Origin of the sequence: Streptomyces paradoxus (genome assembly GCF_014202475.1) — a bacterium.
Lineage (GTDB): Bacteria > Actinomycetota > Actinomycetes > Streptomycetales > Streptomycetaceae > Streptomyces > Streptomyces paradoxus.
This window is the reverse complement of sequence record NZ_JACHGV010000003.1, coordinates 897528-915080: the sequence shown is the minus strand read 5'-3', so window position 1 is coordinate 915080 and position 17553 is coordinate 897528. Positions and strand designations below refer to the sequence as shown.

Annotated in this window: 14 protein-coding genes; 3 read left to right on the top strand and 11 right to left on the bottom strand. The window is 65.5% G+C overall.

Annotated features, from left to right (window positions below):
* Positions 1-3: 3 nt before the first annotated feature.
* The 4 genes from HNR57_RS13940 to HNR57_RS13925 form a co-directional block, all read right to left on the bottom strand.
* A complete protein-coding gene (locus HNR57_RS13940; protein WP_184560162.1) occupies positions 4-354 on the bottom strand; it encodes an SCO3933 family regulatory protein in 351 nt (116 codons plus the stop codon).
* Between the two features lie 130 nt (positions 355-484).
* On the bottom strand, positions 485-1213 hold the full coding sequence (locus HNR57_RS13935) for a GntR family transcriptional regulator (protein ID WP_184560160.1): 729 nt from the start codon (positions 1211-1213) through the stop codon (positions 485-487).
* 86 nt (positions 1214-1299) lie between these two features.
* Positions 1300-1740 carry an ATP-binding protein gene (locus tag HNR57_RS13930; protein WP_184560158.1) on the bottom strand — a complete coding sequence of 147 codons (441 nt, stop codon included), beginning with the start codon at positions 1738-1740 and terminating at the stop codon, positions 1300-1302.
* Positions 1741-2016: 276 nt separating this feature from the next.
* The gene (locus tag HNR57_RS13925) at positions 2017-2757 is read right to left on the bottom strand and encodes a GntR family transcriptional regulator (RefSeq protein ID WP_101278023.1); all 741 of its coding nucleotides are present in this window, start codon (positions 2755-2757) and stop codon (positions 2017-2019) included.
* A gap of 144 nt (positions 2758-2901) precedes the next feature.
* Here HNR57_RS13925 and HNR57_RS13920 point away from each other — a divergent pair, with 144 nt between their 5' ends.
* The gene (locus HNR57_RS13920; protein ID WP_184560156.1) at positions 2902-3999 is read left to right on the top strand and encodes a DUF1152 domain-containing protein; all 1098 of its coding nucleotides are present in this window, start codon (positions 2902-2904) and stop codon (positions 3997-3999) included.
* Positions 4000-4815: 816 nt separating this feature from the next.
* Here HNR57_RS13920 and HNR57_RS13915 read toward each other — a convergent pair.
* The 5 genes from HNR57_RS13915 to HNR57_RS13895 all read right to left on the bottom strand — a co-directional run bounded on the left by HNR57_RS13915 (position 4816) and on the right by HNR57_RS13895 (position 13694).
* Complete coding sequence (locus HNR57_RS13915) at positions 4816-5520, bottom strand: YgjP family zinc-dependent metalloprotease (RefSeq protein WP_184560154.1); 705 nt, start codon at positions 5518-5520, stop codon at positions 4816-4818.
* A complete protein-coding gene (locus HNR57_RS13910; protein WP_184560151.1) occupies positions 5517-8816 on the bottom strand; it encodes a type I restriction endonuclease subunit R in 3300 nt (1099 codons plus the stop codon). Before HNR57_RS13910 ends, HNR57_RS13915 begins: the two co-directional genes overlap by 4 nt.
* Complete coding sequence (locus tag HNR57_RS13905) at positions 8813-10093, bottom strand: restriction endonuclease subunit S (RefSeq protein ID WP_184560149.1); 1281 nt, start codon at positions 10091-10093, stop codon at positions 8813-8815. The genes HNR57_RS13910 and HNR57_RS13905 overlap by 4 nt, the downstream gene beginning before the upstream one ends.
* A complete protein-coding gene (locus tag HNR57_RS13900; protein WP_184560147.1) occupies positions 10086-12488 on the bottom strand; it encodes a type I restriction-modification system subunit M in 2403 nt (800 codons plus the stop codon). Before HNR57_RS13900 ends, HNR57_RS13905 begins: the two co-directional genes overlap by 8 nt.
* A gap of 762 nt (positions 12489-13250) precedes the next feature.
* Positions 13251-13694, bottom strand: a complete 444-nt coding sequence (locus HNR57_RS13895) for a DUF7144 family membrane protein (protein ID WP_184560145.1) — start codon at positions 13692-13694, stop codon at positions 13251-13253.
* Between the two features lie 195 nt (positions 13695-13889).
* Between HNR57_RS13895 and HNR57_RS13890 the strand changes: the two genes are divergently transcribed.
* Positions 13890-14351, top strand: coding sequence for an Asp23/Gls24 family envelope stress response protein (locus tag HNR57_RS13890; protein WP_184560143.1), 462 nt, complete (start codon positions 13890-13892; stop codon positions 14349-14351).
* Positions 14352-14590: 239 nt separating this feature from the next.
* On the opposite strand, the gene ku is transcribed toward HNR57_RS13890, so the two are convergent.
* A complete protein-coding gene (gene ku, locus HNR57_RS13885) occupies positions 14591-15610 on the bottom strand; it encodes a non-homologous end joining protein Ku (protein WP_446696901.1) in 1020 nt (339 codons plus the stop codon).
* Between the two features lie 63 nt (positions 15611-15673).
* On the opposite strand from ku, the gene ligD reads away from it, so the two are divergent.
* On the top strand, positions 15674-16555 hold the full coding sequence (gene ligD / locus HNR57_RS13880; RefSeq protein ID WP_184560141.1) for a non-homologous end-joining DNA ligase: 882 nt from the start codon (positions 15674-15676) through the stop codon (positions 16553-16555).
* A 180-nt stretch (positions 16556-16735) separates the two neighbouring features.
* Here the strand turns inward: ligD and HNR57_RS13875 are convergent, their stop codons facing one another.
* A complete protein-coding gene (locus HNR57_RS13875; RefSeq protein ID WP_184560140.1) occupies positions 16736-17539 on the bottom strand; it encodes a nuclease-related domain-containing protein in 804 nt (267 codons plus the stop codon).
* Positions 17540-17553: the final 14 nt, after the last annotated feature.

The window sequence follows — 17553 nt, the reverse complement described above, 5'->3', positions numbered from 1 at the left end:
CGATCAGCCCGCCTGCTCCATCGGGAAGGCGCCGGGAGCAACGGCGGTCGCCCGGTAGGCGATGCCATGCCGCTGCTGCCCGTTGAACACGCTCTCCCACGGCCGGGCGATGAGCCCCGGCAGCGAGACCGGGGCCCCGACGGTCAGGCCGTCCGTCACACCGCTCTCGGGGACGGTGACCTGGATCAGCGACGACTCACCCTCGTCGATGAAGACGACGCCGACCGTCATCAGCGCCTCACCACTCACGGCGTCCTTGGCAATCTCACCGGTCTGCCGGTCGCGCACCTTCGGCGCCGGCGCTTCGGTGAGCAGGATCGTGGCGGCCGAGGCGTCAATACGGATCACACGCACAGATTTCTCCTCTTGAGTCGATCAACCTGCCCGACAAGTTGACTTAGCAAGTTCGGAGCTAGGGATGCCAAGTTGACTTGTCAAGTGCGAATCGAGGTGGAGTAGGCGGCGAACGGGCCGCCAATCGGGCTCAGTTCAGACGGTAGGTGTCTTCCAGTTCCTGCCGGTCGGCGGGAAGCAGCACGTCGGAGACTTGCAGCGCCTGCCCGGAAGCGTCACACGCGACGACCAGGACCCTGAGGACCGGAACCCCCTCAGGGAGATCCAGAAGCTCCGCTTCGGAGGGCTCCGGCAGACGTGCCGAAACCCGTTCCGTCACATGGTCGAAGCGGACCTTCTTGCGCGTCTCCAGGTGTGCGCGGGTGCCACCTGCCAGCGCGTCGGCGCTCTCCAGTTCCGTACCTTCGACCAGGCCGGCGGGGAAGTAGGACGACACCAGCTCCACCGGTTCGCCATCCTCCTCCGCCAGGAACCGGCGCATGAGAATCTTGGCCCGCTTGGGCAGCCCGAGGACGGATGCGACTCGCGCCGGAGCGGGGACGTAACCGACTTCGACCAACCGGCCGGCCGCTTGCGACTCATCGCGCGTGAGCGTCTCACTCCCCCGGCGGTCCTTCTGCTCGACGACAGCCGGGCGGCCTCGCACGATCGTGCCGAACCCCTGTCGGGACTCCAGCCAGCCATCACGCTTCAGCAGCTCCAGCGCCCGCACGACGGTGGGGCGGGACATCCCGAAGGACTGCACCAACTGGTTCTCGCTGGGCACCCGAGTGCCAGGCGGGTACGTGCCGTCCTCGATGCGACGCTGGATCGTCTGTGCGAGGCGCACGTACTTCGGTGGCTCCACTTCATACGCCATGAACGCCGCCTGTCGGGATTGGCCAAGTCAACTGGTCAACCAGACTAGCGAATCTTCGATTGTCAATGTAGAAGCGGAGCGAACTCTTACCTTCCGGGCCAGGCATCGGCCACCACGAAGGAGACAACGGTTCCGCCGAAGCGGCTCGGTGCGGCGTGCCACGACTCGGCCAGCGAATCGACCAGGAGCAGTCCGCGCCCGTGGGAGTCGTTGGCGTCGGGATGCCTCAGCCGCACGTTCGCCGGAAAGCCGGGGTTGTGCACGTCGACCCGAAGCGAGGTCCCCTCACGGAACCACTCAACCCGGACCAGCCAAGGATCGTCCGACCGGCCGTAAGCGATGGCGTTGGTCACCAGCTCTGAGATCATCAGCGCACAGTCGTCGACGGAGCAGGCCGGGTTGTACGGGGCGATGAACTTGCGGAACCAGCGCCGAGCCCGCGGCACAGACTCAGCGACAGGGTGCAAGGTCATCGCACCGAGACGCGGTGATTCCTCAGACGGGTAGCGGTCGATCACATAGGCCATCAGGTGCTCACTTCCTGCCGCTGCCGTCGCAGTCGAGGCAGCGCCGCTTTGATGTGGCACGGGTGCGATCGGCGGCGGTGGCAAGCGCCAGGGTCGTTCGTGAGCCGACACGCTTCCAGCCGCGCCCCCGGCAACCCCGGCAAGGTAAGTGCGTGCCCTGATCCGGCCGCTGACTCGTCACACCGCGCCTCCTCCCAGTGAAGTGGCCTTAGCCACTTTCTGGATAGTGGCATTAGCCACTTGGCCGACGCAAGCGATTCACTGCAACTGGCCCCCTCAGGTGAGGGGGTAGCCCTGCTCGAACGCCCAGCGATGCGGCGGGTAGGTGGCCTCAGCGAACTCCAACGGCCGGTCCTGGAGGTCGAAGACGACGTGGTGCACGATCAGCACGGCGGAGCCGGCAGCAAGTTGAAGGTCCTCGGCCTCTTCCTCAGTCGCCGCACGCGCACACATGCGATCTTCCGCGTAACTCCCCTGCCGTCCGGTCAGGTTCTCGACGTACAGCAGCGTCCCCTCTTGGATCCGCTCCGGCTCCAGAAGCTTCGGCGCACGTTGACCGACATCCGGAGCGAACCACGAGGTGGAGAGCGTGATCGGCCCGTCCTGGTTGTTGGTAACCCGCCGCCGGTGCACCGCCCGACGATCCTTGACCAGGCCCAGCGCCTCAGCGACGTGATCCGGCGCCTCCAGCCAACCGGCAGAGGTGATCACGGCGTACTCACCAGGCGTGTAGATCTTCCCGGTCTGCCGAGCGCGCCCGTACAACTCACGAGCCCGCCGGTTGACTTCGAGGCTCCGCACGTACGTGCCCGACCCCTGACGCTTCTCGACAAGCCCTTGATGACTCAGCGCCTCCAACGACCGCGCGGCCGTGGGCCGGGAAACCTTCCAGTCCGCCGCCAACTGCCGTTCTGACGGCACCTCATCACCTGGTCGCAGGTCACCCCGAAGAATCTGATCACGGATGTAGTGCGCGATCTGGAGATACTTCGGCTGAGCCTCCTCGATCTGCGGCATCAGTCCTCCTCACCCAAGGCGAGCCCCAGGCGAGTAGTCGGGCACCCCGCTACCGAGCTGAGGCCTGCTTCTCGATACAAGTGGCTATGGCCTCTAGCCACTATAGGGTGAGTGGTCAACCCCCCACCCCGTAGGCTGAGACGCATGACGCGGTTGATCGTCGCAGCAGGAGGAGGGGGCGACGCAGTCGCCGCCGCAATGATTCACGCCGCCCTCTACGGCGACGAGGACCAGGCGGTGATCCTCACGTACGCGTGGGACCGCCTCCTGATCGACCCGGTTCCGGGTCCCCGAGGGCTAGACAACTTCACCGGCCTCCAACCCCTCACACCAGCAGTCTGGGCGGTGCCGGCCGAGGCCCGCCCCATCGCTCCGGCGGGTTCGACTCTCCCCCGACTCGCAGCAGAGCTCCGGCACACGTTCGCGCTGATCGACGCACGCCACGGGGTCGAGGGTGTCACCCGCCAACTCGAAGAGCTGGTGGACCACTTGTCACCGGTCTCGATCGATCTCCTTGACGTAGGCGGCGACATCCTCGCCCGCGGCGATGAACCGACGCTGAAGAGCCCCCTCGCCGACGCCGTCACACTCGCCGCGTGCTGCCAGGTGAATGCACCCGTCCGCCTCCTGGTGACGGGCCCCGGCCTCGATGGCGAACTCCCTCTCGACGAACTGCGCGGCATGCTCGGTCCGCTAATCCACACCCTCACAGCGAAGGACGTCGAACCGATCAGCTCGGTCCTGGAGTGGCATCCCTCCGAGGCGACCGGGATGCTCGCGGCGACAGCCCGAGGCGTACGCGGCACCTGCGAAATGCGAGACGCCGGCCTCCCGGTCCCCCTCACCGACGAGGGACCGACGGTCCATGAGGTCGACTTGGACGAGGCACTCACCCGCAACCAGTTGGCCCGAGCCATCCTGACCACCGCCACCCTGGACGAGGTCGAGGCACACAGCCGCGAAATCTGCGGCTACTCGGAGATCGACTACGAGCGCAACAAGGCGGCATGGCTCAAGGCTCAGCCACCGGTGCCGCTCGACCCCGAAGCCGTACTGTCTCAGCTCGACCAGTTCGAAGCCGAGGCCCGCAGCCGCGGAGTCACCTACACAACGTTCCGCCGCATCACTGAGGCCCTGAACCTCAACGGCTCCTTGCGCGAGGACCTGCGCCAACTGCTCATCAACAGCCGTCCGAAGCAGTACGACGCTCCCTTGTGGCGCATCACAGCCGCTACTGAGTAACAACCTTCTTCACGGGTTCAAGGCTCGCTGCGCTCGCTCGTCTGGCGGCCGACGGCGCATGTCGATCATCGCCAACCCGACCGCCGCACACTCCGCCCCAGCGCATCAACGGCCGCACCGGCCCACACACCACCGCCACCACGATCCGGCCTCAGGATAGGAAAGACGCAACAGCAGCTCGACACCAACGCCCCCGTTTCAGGGGCCACGTCGCCGCCCTTTCCACCCGGTTGCCTACACCAGTAGGTCGGATCAAACCGAGGGCCGCGCCAAGCGCGGCGGCGCCGGCCGGTCGCCGCCGCGCCGCCTCCATGTCTTCGCCACCGGCGCACGTCGCCGCCCGCCCGTCGCCGCCCGCAGCGACCACATTCCAACACGGGCACGGGGAACGAACGATGACCCCCAACGGGCAGGTCAAAGACGCTTTGTGTTACCGCAAGAGGCTGGATCGCGGTGACGGCGGCATGCGGGCCGACGCTGCCAGATACGCGGGCGTTCATACGGCCCGCTGATCCCGCACCAGGCCACCGGCCGGACGGGGGACGCGGCCATGACGCAGGGGAGAAACCCCGTCGTGGCTGGGGCGGTCGGCTCCGCGACTTTAGCCAGCCACTTTGGCGCGAGCCTCGAAGATCATGGCCCCAACGTCGTGCTTCAACGGGCAGGTCCACAGACTGCCCGACGCGCCGGAAGCTTACGGGGCCATGATCACTCGCGCCAAAGCAGCTCCTGGCCAAAGTCGCTACGCCAACCTAGTGCGCCGGTCACTTGCCTATCAGGGCCCAACTCACGATGCGCTGGGACAGGGCGGCGCCACTACAATATGCCCCCAAACCAGAGGCATGCGCCGCGCTTCGCCAGTTCCTGCTTACGCTCGTCGTAGTCCGGCATGACACGGGCGAGCAACTGCCAGAATGCGGGGCCATGGTGAGGCTCGCGTAGATGCGCAAGTTCGTGCGCCAGAACATAATCAACGAGTGATGGGGACAGCTGGAGCGTCGCCCAGTGGATGCGCACCCGTCGTCCGGCCGTCGCACTTCCCCACTTGTGGCCGAGGTCCGCCACTTCGATAGGCCCCGCATCAACTCGTAGTCGCGCTGCCCACGTCCGAGAGCGGGGTCGTAGCCAGGCCTCGCCGCAGCGCTGGTACCAGGCGATCAGGCTTGCCTCTCCCACACCGAGTAGCTGTCGCGGCAGGACAAGTCGGCCTCGCTCCAGGCGGACAGCGCCGTCCACTTCATCGATCTTCAGTCGATGGCTGCGCCCCAAGTACAGGAAGCCCTCACCGTCGACGAGCTCCTTGGTGATGGGCTCGTAACGCAGAACTTCCTTCTCGACTAGCTTGCGGTAGACCCACTCGCGTTTCGACGCCAAGAATTGCTGCAGCTCCTCGGTCGCCACGTCAGCGGCGGCCTTCAGACGCAAGGATCCGTCGACCTCGATGGTGAGCCGAGCCATACGGCTGCTGCCGCCGATCTCAACAGGTACGCGCATATCGTCAAGCTGGAGGACACTGGTCATGAGCGCCGCCAGGTACGAAGTTGCTCCCTGATCAAAGACTGATTCGAGCGCGCCAGCTCCATGAGGCGGTCAGCAATGGCCGCCTGCTCGGCGAACGGAAACAGGTCGCAGTCATCCAGCTTATGGACGATGGTTTTACGCAGCTCGTCCTGAGCGTGCGCGTTTTGCCAAAATCGCACTATGCTGGCGTGCCGTAGCACCTCACCGACGATATCTTCGGCCAGGTTCAGGACGTCCGCCCGCACCTCGTCTGGCAGGGTGGTACTGGTGGCGACCTCACTCTCCAGAAGGCCGTGGAAGCGGGAAACGAGCGGGTTTTCGTGGACGCGCGACGAGCTGGACTCGCCGGTCATGTCGCCGAGCAGTACCTCAAGCGCGAAGCTAAGCTGGTCCCATTTGCCGGTAAGCGACTTCAGTATCTCGTCGAGGCGCTCGGAGAGCTTGGTGTAGCGAGCGGGGTCCTCGTCTAAGTTCGTCCGAATGTGGAACCGCAGGGCATGTTCCATTTCCGAGGCCTTCGCCTTGTCGGAACTAAGACCCTTAACCTTCGCGAGGAAGTCTGGGTCGGTGACCGAGACGGGCGCGATCTTTGTCGCGATATCGAGCGCCGTAACGTGTTCGTCGATCAGGGCACGCACCTTCTCGCCGTACAGCGAGGCGTTGAAGTCTCCGAGGCCGTCGTCCCGGTAACGTCGCCGGGCGACCTTTTGGATCAGACCGAGCCTCTTGGCGTCAGCCACGAAGGGTAGCGCCTCGGGACGGGGCAGGATGATGTCGAGCGTGGTGAGGAAGTGCTTGAGCAGCGCGCCAAAGCGGGCCCTGAGAGCATCGTCTGAGAGCAGGTCGACGCAGGCCTCGATGTCCTCATCCAACTCAAACGTCTCGATACCCGCCTGGGCGAAAAGCGCCAGCACTCGGGCGTGCCGGTCACGCAGCTTCGGCACCTCGTCCGCAATCGAGGCCAGCGCCCCGATGGCATCCTCGGCGTCCTCGGGCGCGTAGGCTTGGAGCGCCTTTTGCAAATGGGCGCCAACGCCGAAGTAGTCGACCAACAGGCCGGCGGCCTTACCCGGGCAGGTCCGGTTGACACGGGCAATGGCTTGGAGCAGTTCGGCGTCCTGGATAAAGCGGTCGAGGTAAAGCACCTGCTCGACCGGGGCATCGAAGCCGGTCAGCAGCATAGTGCGTACCAACAGGAAGGCGGCCGGACTCGCCTGCTCACCCGGGGGGCCCAGCGGCTTCTTAAACTCGGCGATGACCGCTTCCTGGCGGCCCTTGTCGGTCCATTGCAGCCAGGTCGGGGCATCGTTGTTGCTGCCCGAGATCACCGGAACGAAGTCCAAAATCCGGATGAGCTCAAGGTGCGGCTGGGCGCGGACCAGGACCTGCTTGCGGCGATCGAGCCCGTCGATGTCCAGGCTGCCGTCCTCGGCCCCGCGCACTAGGGACTCCGGCAAACGCTCGATCTGCGCAACGAGGTCATCCCGGGCGCTGAGGAGCGCCTCGCGGTACCGCACCGTCGCAAGGCGGCTGGTAGCGGACAGCTGCGCCTTAAAGCCGCCGGGAAGCACTGTCGACACGTAGTGCCAGAGAATCGACTTCGCCTTGGCAGCGATGAGTTTCGGGGCTTCCAGCACGGCGCCGGTCGTGGCGTAGCGCGCCTTGAGTTTCTCGATCTCCTCGTCGGAGTGCTCGGCGAACATGTCCTCGAACAGTTCGTCCAGGTCGCTACCGCCGACCACCGCCCCCTTGGCGGTGCGTCCCTCGTAGAAGATGGGAACGACGGCGCCGTCGTGCTCGGCCTGTCGGATGGTGTACTTGTCGATGAACGACCCGAAGATGGCGTCGGTGCGCTTCTTCCCTTCCCGCATGATCGGGGTGCCGGTGAAGCCGATCTTGGCTGCGTTCGGCAGCGCCGCCATGAGGTTGGCGTGCAGCGTCGAGGTCTGGGAGCGGTGCGCCTCGTCGACGAGAATCACGATGGTCTCGTCGGTATTGAGGACCCCGAGTGCCTCGTTCTTCTCGTCCGCGGCCATGTGGCTCTCACCGGCGCCGGCGGCATCTGTGTCCCGGTATTTCTGGATCATGGCGAAGACCAGCGCAGGGCCCTTCTCAGCCAGGATGGTCCGCAGCTGAGCCGTGCGCCGCGCCCGGACGACGCCCTCACCGGAGAGCTTGGCGGTCTCAGAGAGCTGCTTTTCGAGGTCGGTGCGGTCAGTGATGACCACGACCTTGAAGGCGCGCAGTAATGGATCCGAGCGCATCGCCCGAACCAAAAACACCATGGTCAGAGACTTGCCTGATCCCTGAGTGTGCCAGATCAGACCGCCACGGCGATCGCTCTCGCCATCGTGAGCTCGCGTCTTGCCAGTCCGGAGACGCTTGAGCGCCTGCCCGACGGCGCGGTACTGCTGGTAACGGGCGACGATTTTGATCCGCCGGCCGTTGACCTCTGTAAACAGGGTGAAGTGCCGGATGAGGTCGAGCAGGTTGGGCGGTGCCAGCATCCCGGCAGTGAGCAACTCTTGACCCGTCAGCTCCGCCGCGGGCTTGCCAAGCCACATCGCCAGCTCGTCACGGGTAAGAGGGAAAGCGTCCTTCCACTCCAAGTAGTGCTCCGGCCCCGCAGTGAAGGTGGCGACGCGTGCCTTATCGCCGTAGGTCGAGACCACAAACTGGTTCGTCCAGAACAACTGCTCGTTACCTTCGGGGAGGCCGAGGTGACGCTGATTGGCGTAGCGACGTAGCTGCGTAATGCCCTCGGCCATGGGATCGGTGATGTACGGGCTCTTACACTCGATAACCACCAGGGGGATGCCGTTGACAAACAACACGACGTCGGGAGCGACGAACTTCTTGGCCTGGCCGCCGGGCTCATCCACCCGGAACTGGCTGATCGCCAAGAATTCGTTGCGCTCCGGGTGGTCGAAGTCGATGAATCTGACGCGCTGAGAGCGACCCTGATCCCAGTCCGGCAGGCCCGCCACGGACACGCCCTCAAGGAGGCGTCCGGTCATCCTCTCATTGAGCTCAATGAGCTTGCCAACTTCAGCTCGCGTCAGTGACGACACCACCTCAGCGAGGCGCGCATCGTCCAACCACGGCAACCCGTCCGGCCCAGGATTGATCTTAAGCAACGCGGTGCGGAGCCTCTGCTCAAGGATCGAGCCGCGAAAGGAGTCGCGCCCCGTGACTGACGGGTCGGACTTCGACCCCTCGACTACCTGCCAGCCGAGACCTTCCAGCTGGCCAAGTAGCGGCTTCTCAACCTCGGTGTACTCCGGGCCCTTGCTCATGACGCAGCCTCCACAGGCACGTGGACTCGTCCGGTAAGGAGATCGGCGATCAGACCCTTTCTAAGTGTAGTGAGCTTCATCAGCTCTCTAACCTCGTCCGCGAGACGTCGATCGGCAGCTGCAGCCCGACTGGCAATGACCGCTTGTTCTGCCAGCGGCGGAACAGCAACAAGGAGCGACTTCATTTCCGACACATTGAAGTGCTGTTGCGCCAATCCGCCTTGCGCACGCAACACTTGCCCTTTACCTAGATCGGAATTTACCCACAGAGAAAGATAATCGGGGCACACTTCCGAGCCTGGGCGGGTGATGATAATGTCTACGCAATTGGCAGACGGAAGCGATTGAGGAATAACAGCCGTTGTGCCAGGATAGCCAGTTCGAACGGTTACCAGATCACCCGGTTTAACCGCACTTTTACCCATCGCCGCATGATCAGCAAGAGACATATAAACTACATCACTGACATCCAAGCCACTCGCGCGAACATTCGCGGAGCGCAGAACTGGGACACCTGATGAACGGTAGTACTGTGTTGGTCGAATTACGATGCCGACGACGATTTCTCGGGACAGAGCGCCACACGTAGCAATTCGCCACCCACGCGGAATTAGACCAAGTACAGTATCCCTAAATTCGCTTGACTCCTTGTGCGGATCACGTAGGCGACCATCGCCGTTGACTCCACAGGAGAGGAGATCTTTTACCAAACCCTCCCTGACAAGCTTAAGCTTCTCTACAGTCCGCTCGGCTAGAGAAATCTGAGCGTCTAGCGCGTCCAGGATCTCCACGATGCGCTGCTGTGCGGGCAATGGTGGCAGCTTGATACGAAAATCACTCAAGGCAGGCAGATTGATGTTCTGAAGCCCCGTGCTGCCACGCATGGTCACCCTCAGATACGACCGAATGTCGTCAGAGTTCAATAGCCTGAGCAGATATCGACCGAGCACGCGACGCTGGTCGCATTTGATCCCCACAAGAAAGGAAGCAAAGAGGAAATCACTTTCATCTTCGATGATGATCGCATTTCCGATTCGATCGGGATTACCGTTCGAGCCAACAGCCAAAATCCAACCTTTGGATGCAGCCGTACGCTCCCGCACACTATCAGGGATACCCGACAGATACACTAGGTCGCTAGTTGTCAGGTTTTCTTGAATATTTGGAATCCTTAGCACGGGAACTCTTCCAGCCCCGGGGTGGCGGTGCTCCTGATCAGCAGACCAGCTCACGCCTCGCTGAAAACGGACGACATCGCCAATCCGAACACTACTCATAACCCAGCTCCTTAAGGAACCCGGCCAGCGTCGTAGCGGCAGCATCTCGCTCTGCCTCTAGTTTTGCGAGCGGCGTCTGATATTTATCCCACCAGCTCTCGAAGGCCGCGATCACCGCCCGGCGATGGCGGACAATTCGGTCGTTGGCATCGGCCACCAGGTCACGCTCCATAGCATCGAGCACGACCTGACGTGCGAACGCATCGTCGAGAGAACTACTGGCCGCCGCGAGACGGTCGGCGAACGCTGCCTTCTCAGCCTTCAGCTGCTTCTTCGTGGCGGTCAGCTTCGTCTTCAGTCTCTTCAGTTCGGCCGGTGACAGCGTTTCCTCGCTGGGCTCCGCGTCCTCCTCTTCGTTCAGGGCATTAGCAGCCTTGATCGTGCTGTCCAGCTCGGCCGTCTCGGCTTCCAGGGCAGCCAGCCGGTCGAGATACTCGGGTAGCAGCGCCCGAGCCACCTTGTGGTCGAGTGGGTCGACCTTCGCCTTCTCTTCCGCGAGTGCGTCCAGCACCGTAGCAACCCAGGCCTCGATGAGTCCGCGATAACCATGGGTAGCGAGCGCCTTGAGGTCTGGCAGACTCTCGCCCCACCAAGAAGCCACGATGCCTCGGATCGCAAACGGGTCGAGCAGCGGCGTAGAGACGAGCGTGTTTCGGAAGGTCTCGATCAGCTCCTTGCGTAGATCGATGAGATCACCAGGCGACTCCAGCCTGTCGAAGCTCGCTTGCTGCGCCTCCCACCAAACCCGGATGGCGTCGAGTACGGCGCTCTCTGCGGCGACCACTCCGCAGTCAGCCTCGATCAGGCCACGGAGGTCGCGTCGCTCGGTCACGACGTCGGTGAAATGCAGGTAGTCGTTACTCTTCGAGGCCAAGAGGTGCTCTGGTGTCAGACCATGGGCGGCAAAGAGATCTGCCTTGGCGCTGACCTCGGTCTTCGGGATACCACCGTGCAAATGCGCCCGCACGTCCTGCGGCTCGGGAGGCGGTGTGGTGTCGACGTACCGGCGGATATTGAGGTTATCGTCGTCCTCAGCCAACTCGCCGCGGGAGACGACGCGCGCGAAGCCGGGAATGTCCTCGAACGAGCGGTAGGCCGAGACGATCTTCTCAATGTGTTCGGGCTCCAGGTAGTTCTGCGCTCGGCCCTCGCGGAAGTCCCGGTCAGCATTGATGAAGAGCACCTTGCCCGCGCGATCCTTCGGCTTCGAGCCGAGGGGCCGCAGCACGAGAATGCATGCCGGGATGCCCGTGCCGTAGAAGAGCTGGGGACCGAGACCGATGACCGCCTCAACGAGGTCGTCGTTCAGAAAGCCTCTGCGAATCTTTGCCTCGTCGCCACCCCGGAACAACACGCCGTGCGGCATCACCGTCGTGACGAGCCCGCCAGGCCGAGTAACTGCCAGCATGTGCTGGACGAACATCAGGTCGGCCTTCTTACCCTTCTCGGGCGTGTATCCGTAGCGGAAGCGCTCGGGGAACGGAATGGCGTCGGCTGAGTAGTTCATCGAGAACGGCGGGTTGGTGATCACTCGGTCGAAGCGCTGCAGCTCCCCGCCCGTGATGTGCGCTGGGTCTTCGAGCGTCCCGTCGTCGTTGTTCCGAAGATCCGCATCCGGAATGCCGTGGAGCAGCATGTTCATCTTAGAGATGGCCCAGACGCTGCCGTCCTTCTCCTGGCCGGCGAGGGCGAGGTTGCGGCCGTCGCCGCCCGACTCCTCGACATACTCCTTGGAGAGGATCAGCATGCCGCCAGATCCCGTGCACGGGTCGTAGACGCTCATGCCGGGGCGCGGGTCGGCGATCTGCACCATGAGGCGGACGACGTCACGCGGTGTGTAGAACTCGCCGCCTTTCTTGCCTGCCGAGTCGGCGAAGTCCCGGATCAGATACTCGTAGGCGGCGCCGAGGAGGTCGGGGAATTCAAAGTCCTGCTGCCGAAGCGGCACTTTGTTGAAGTGCATGATCAGCTCGCGCAGCTTCTTGTCGGACATCGACGACTGACCGATCTTGCGGTTGAAGTCGATGTGCTGAAGCACCCCATCGAGCGAACGGTTGCTGTGTTCCAACTCCTCCAGGGCCTTGTTCAGGCCACTGCCAACCGACTTATGTAGATGATCGCGGACCTGGTCCCAGCGGGCCCGCTGCGGAACGTAGAACGTCCGGTAAAACGAGGGAGACTCGGCCCGCTGCTCAGCCTCGGCTTGAGAGCGGCCCCGTGCCCGCTGCTCCGAGATGACCTGACACCGCTCGGCCTCGAACTGGTCGGACGCATACTTCAGGAACAGCATCCCGAAGATGTACTCCTTGTAGGCCGAGGCCTCCATGGAGCCGCGCAGCACGTCGGCAGCGGCGAAGAGGTGCCGCTCCAGCTGCGGCAGAGTCAAGCGTGGCATCCGGTAGTTCGTCCTTCCTGGCGTGCGTCATCCCCTCGCCCCGGAGACCGAGTGGGACCAGGAGGAGCTACATCCTGCAACCTTAGCTGTGAGGACCGTTAGAAGGTTGCTGCTTCCCTTGCCCACGGCGGCTCGGTGCCGCCACGTCTACCGTCCGTGAGGTGCTGTCCAGTACGACCGTCCCAGACAGGCTGGTCTTCGCGGAGCTGCCCCGAGCCCTCGGTTTCGAGCGGATCACTCCGAGAAGCCCGAGGCGGCGGAGGCTTGCGTCGCTCAACGACCTCACCAGCGCCAGCCTGCCGGGGGCTACGCGGTCGAAACTCTGGCCTAGGAGTTGCCGATCCCAGCGCACGGCAGAGCAATGCCCCGATCGTCCTTATCATCGGTATTGCTTTGGCCCAGCAGCTTAGAACCAAGGCACGAGACGACGACGGCTGAGACCTCGAAGACTGCGTCGAACACATAGTGACTGGGCGAGAAGTCACGGTCACAAATGGGCGCCCGGAAGAGAACCTTCTTGAATGACCGCTACGCGAAGCTGTGGACCATCCGTGGACGGCCTGCGCTTTCCAGGCCATGCGCAGGCCGCTGAGCAGGCCTAATGCATGAGACGCATTGGGCCTCCGGAGCCATATGCGCAGGTTCGAATCCTGCCGGGGCACTCGCCGAATCAACCGTCAGATCTGGTACGGGATGAGGGCGGATGCCGACATGAAGAGGGCGGGAGTCAGTTCACTGGCTCCCGCCTCTTTCGTTGTGGGGTCACATGCGCGGCGGGCTCTCGAACGGGACGAACGCGTCGTCCTTCCTCATCGCGCACAAGGCCCAGATGATGAAGCCCGAGACGGTGATCATGATGGCCGACCAGACCGGGTAGTACGGCAGCGACAGGAAGTGGGCGATGATGACCAGGCCGGCGATGCCGACGCCGAGGACGCGCGCCCATGTCGACCCCATGAACAGGCCGAAGCTGACGACGAAGGCGACCACGCCCAGGGTGAGGTGGATCCAGCCCCAGGCCGTGAGGTCGAACGCGAAGACGTAGTTCCGCGTCGAGACGAAGACGTCGTCCTCGGCGATCTCCGCGATGCCGCGCATGATGTCGAGAATGCCGCCGATCATGAGCATGATGGCCGCGAAGACGGTCACGCCGGTGGCCCATTCCCGCATCGACGTACGGGCGTTGTCCGGGTGCGTGGTGGTCATGCCGGCTACCTCGTTCCCATGTCGCCAAGATCGTGCCGTTCTCAGCGTGCACGCGGCAGGACGCGGCGGCCTCACCCGGGAAGGGTGAGGCGAGGGCGGAGATCAGTTCAGCACTTTCGCCCCATACGCACCATTGTTCTACCGTAGAGAGGAACGATGCTGCTCATCCCCTCACCGATCATCGAGGTGACGGTCATGACGGAGACCACTCAGCGCAGGAACGCGTCACAGGGCGCGTCGCAGGACGGCAAGGGTGCTCCCGGCACCCGCGGAAGCACCACCATCGCGGACACGGTCGTCGCGAAGATCGCGGGCATGGCGGCCCGGGAGATTCCGGAGGTGTACAACCTCGGTGGCGGGATGACCAGGGCCTTCGGGGCTGTGCGTCAGCGGGTGCCGGGCGGGGGCGGCGGGGTCACCCAGGGGGTGAAGGTCGAGGTGGGCGAGCGCCAGGCTGCCGTCGATCTCGATGTCGTCGTCGAGTACGGCGCCGCCATCGTCGACACCGCGGCGGACATCCGGACCAACGTCATCAACGCCATCGAGCGGATGACCGGTCTTGAGGTCGTGGAGGTCAACATCGCCGTCGGCGACGTCCATCTGCCGGACGAGCAGGAGGACGAGGAGTCCGGGCAGCAGGAGAGGCGGGTGGCCTGAGGGCCCGACGTCCCAGGGTCAGCAGACCTCCGCGGCCGCCCCACGCCCCCCGGGAGCATGCTTCCCGTCACCGGCGGCCGCCGCCTGCGCAGCCCGGCCGGGCTGCGCAGGTGACCTCGACGCCCTCGCGTCGGCAGTGAGCGCCTTCCACGTCCGCGGCTCCGCCGTGCGGCGCACCGCACCGCCCCGAAGACGGCGGGCCCCGTGCGGTGCGGTGAGGGTCGGCACCGTCGCGTCGGTCAGGCCGAGCGCTTGCGGGGGGTCGACTTCTTCGCCGTCGTCTTCTTGGCGGTGCTCTTCGACGCCGTCTTCTTGGCCGTCCCCTGGCCCGACTTGGCCGTCGACTTCTTCGCCGCCGTGGTCTTCTTGGCCGCCGTCTTCTTCGCGGTGGACGTCGACTTCTTGCCGCCGGTCTGCTTGGGGGCCGCGCGGGCCGTCTTGCGCTGCGGGAGCGGCTTGACCTCGGCGTGCTCGGCGTCCTCGCCCCGGGACTCGCGGGCCGCGCGGACGCTGCTCTCCAGGGCCGCCATCAGGTCCAGGACCTTGCCGCCCGCGGCCGGTTCCGGGGCCTGGGGCGGGGCCTCGCCGGCGGCCTTCGCGGCGATGACCTCCTCCACGGCCTCTCGGTACTCGTCGTGCAGGTCCTCCAGGTCGACCTCGCCCAGGGTGTCCATCAGCGCGTCGGCCAGGTCCAGTTCCTGGTCACGGACGGTGACGTTGGTGTCGGGGGCCAGGCCCTCGGGCGCGCGGACCTCGTCCGGCCAGAGCAGGCCGTGCATGGCGATGGCCTCGCCGACGACCCTGAGCATGCCCAGACGCTCGCGCCCACGCAGGGCGAACTTGGCGATCGCCACCTTGTTGCTGCGCTTCAGTGCCTCGCGCAGCAGTGTGTACGGCTTCGCCGCCGGGGCGCCGCTCGCCTGGAGGTAGTAGGCGGCGTCCATCTGAAGGGGGTCGATCCGGTCCGCCGGGACGAAGGCGACGATCTCGATCGTCTTCGCCGTCGGGAGGGGCAAGCTGGAGAGGTCCTCCTCGGTGATCGGGATGATCGTGCCGTCCGCGTCCTCGTAGCCCTTGCCGATCTCCCCCTGGGTGACCTCGCGGTCCTCCAGTTCGCAGAATTTGCGGTAGCGGATGCGGCCGCCGTCCTCGGTGTGGATCTGGCGGAAGGAGATCGAGTGGCTCTCGGTGGCGTTCACCAGCTTGATCGGAATGCTGACCAGGCCGAACGAGATGGCGCCGTTCCATATGGATCTCACGTGCTGCACCCTTCCGGTCACGCTCGGGAGTGTTCGTCACGGTTTGCATGGGATTCTTATCGTATGGCGCCTATCACAGTGGTGGAGGGGCGACGGCTCGCTCTCAGCAACCTGGAGAAGGTGCTGTATCCCGCCTCCGGCTTCACCAAGGGCGAGGTGCTGCACTACTACGCGACCGTCGCCGAGGTCCTGCTCCCCCATCTGCGGGACCGGGCGGTGTCCTTCCTGCGGTATCCGGACGGGCCGGACGGGCAGGTGTTCTTCACCAAGAACGTGCCGCCGGGTACGCCCGAGTGGGTCACCACCGCCGAGGTGCCACGGGTCGAGGGGCCCTCGCGGATGGTCCTGGTGCAGGATCTGCCGAGCCTGATGTGGTCGGCGAACCTCGTGGCCGAGTTCCACACCCACCAGTGGCTCGTCGGCACGCCGGACGAGGCCGACCGGATCGTGTTCGACCTCGACCCGGGGGCGCCGGCGAGCATCGTGCAGTGCTGCGAGGTCGCGCTGTGGCTGCGGGAGCGGCTCGCACGCGACGGCATCGAGGCCTACGCCAAGACCTCCGGCTCGAAGGGGCTGCATCTGCTGGCCGCCGTGCGGGGGGCGTCCTCCGAGCGCGTCTCCGAGTACGCCAAGGCACTCGCCGTCGAGGCCGAGAAGGCCATGCCCCGCCTCGCGCTGCACCGGATGACCAGGAGCCTGCGTCCGGGGAAGGTCTTCGTCGACTGGAGCCAGAACGCCGCCCGCAAGACGACGGCGACCCCCTACACCCTCCGGGCCCGTCCCGAGCCGGCCGTCTCGGCCCCGGTGACCTGGGAGGAGGTCGAGGAGTGCCGCGCGCCGGGCCGGCTGGACTTCCGTGCGGTCGACATCGCCCCGCGGGTCCAGGACTACGGCGACCTGCTGGCTCCCCTGCTGGACACGGACACGGCCGGGACGCTCCCGTAGCCGGACGCCTGCCGGCCCCCGGCGGGCCTCGCCGTGGTCAGACGCCGTGTCCCGCCCGGCCTCCCTCGGTCGCGTCCCTCACACCCGCGCCCATGCGTTCCGGTCGCTTCGCTCACACCCGCGCCCACGTGTTCCGGTCGCCTCGCTCACACCCGCGCCCACGTGTTCCGGTCGCGTCCCTCACACCCGCGCCCACGTGTTCCGGTCGCGGGCCATCGCGTGCAGGGCCTCCACGTCCGCCGGTTTCAGGACCCCGCCCCGCTGGGACAGGCCCTCCACCTCCGGGGCCGTCAGGACGTGGACCTCCCGGGGGGCGGCCGGGATCGACACCGACGCCGGGTCCACCAGGGCGAGGACCGGGCGGACCTCCGCCGTCAGGGCGTAGGACGCGCGGTCGGCGTCGGTGCGCAGGCGGCGCAGGAGCGGGTCGGGGTCGCGGCGGCCCAGGGTGATCATGGGGTCGGCGATGCGGACGCGCTGCTTGCGGGCGTTCAGGGTGTGGACTGCGTAGAGGCCGCCAGGGCCGATCAGCAGGTGGTGGATGCGGTCGCCGCCGGGGAGTGGCACGGAGTGCAGGGCGTGCCAGCCGGCGCCGTCGAGGCGGTCCAGGGCGTCGCCGACCGTCTGCTCGGCGGCCAGGGCCCGGCGGCGCGGGTCGGGGCGCAGCCGGTGGGTGGGGCCGGGGTCGCGGTCGAGGGCGACGATGAGGGCCTCGCCGGGGCGGTTGGGGGCCAGGTCGTCGTCGGGGTGGAGGGCGAGGCGGACCAGGTCGGCGGGGGTCGGCACCGGAGGCGGCCCCACGGTCACGGAGCCGGTGATGAAGGGGCCGAGGGCCCGCAGGACGTCGTCCTCGCGGTCCTGCGCGAGCAGGTTCACCCGGGCGGCCTCACGGTCGTACCAGGCGATGTTCCTGCCGTCCGGGAGGCAGACGTACAGCCGTTCCCGGCCGTGCCGCCAGGTCGGTATGACGCGCAGTCCGTTCATGCACCATCACCCCA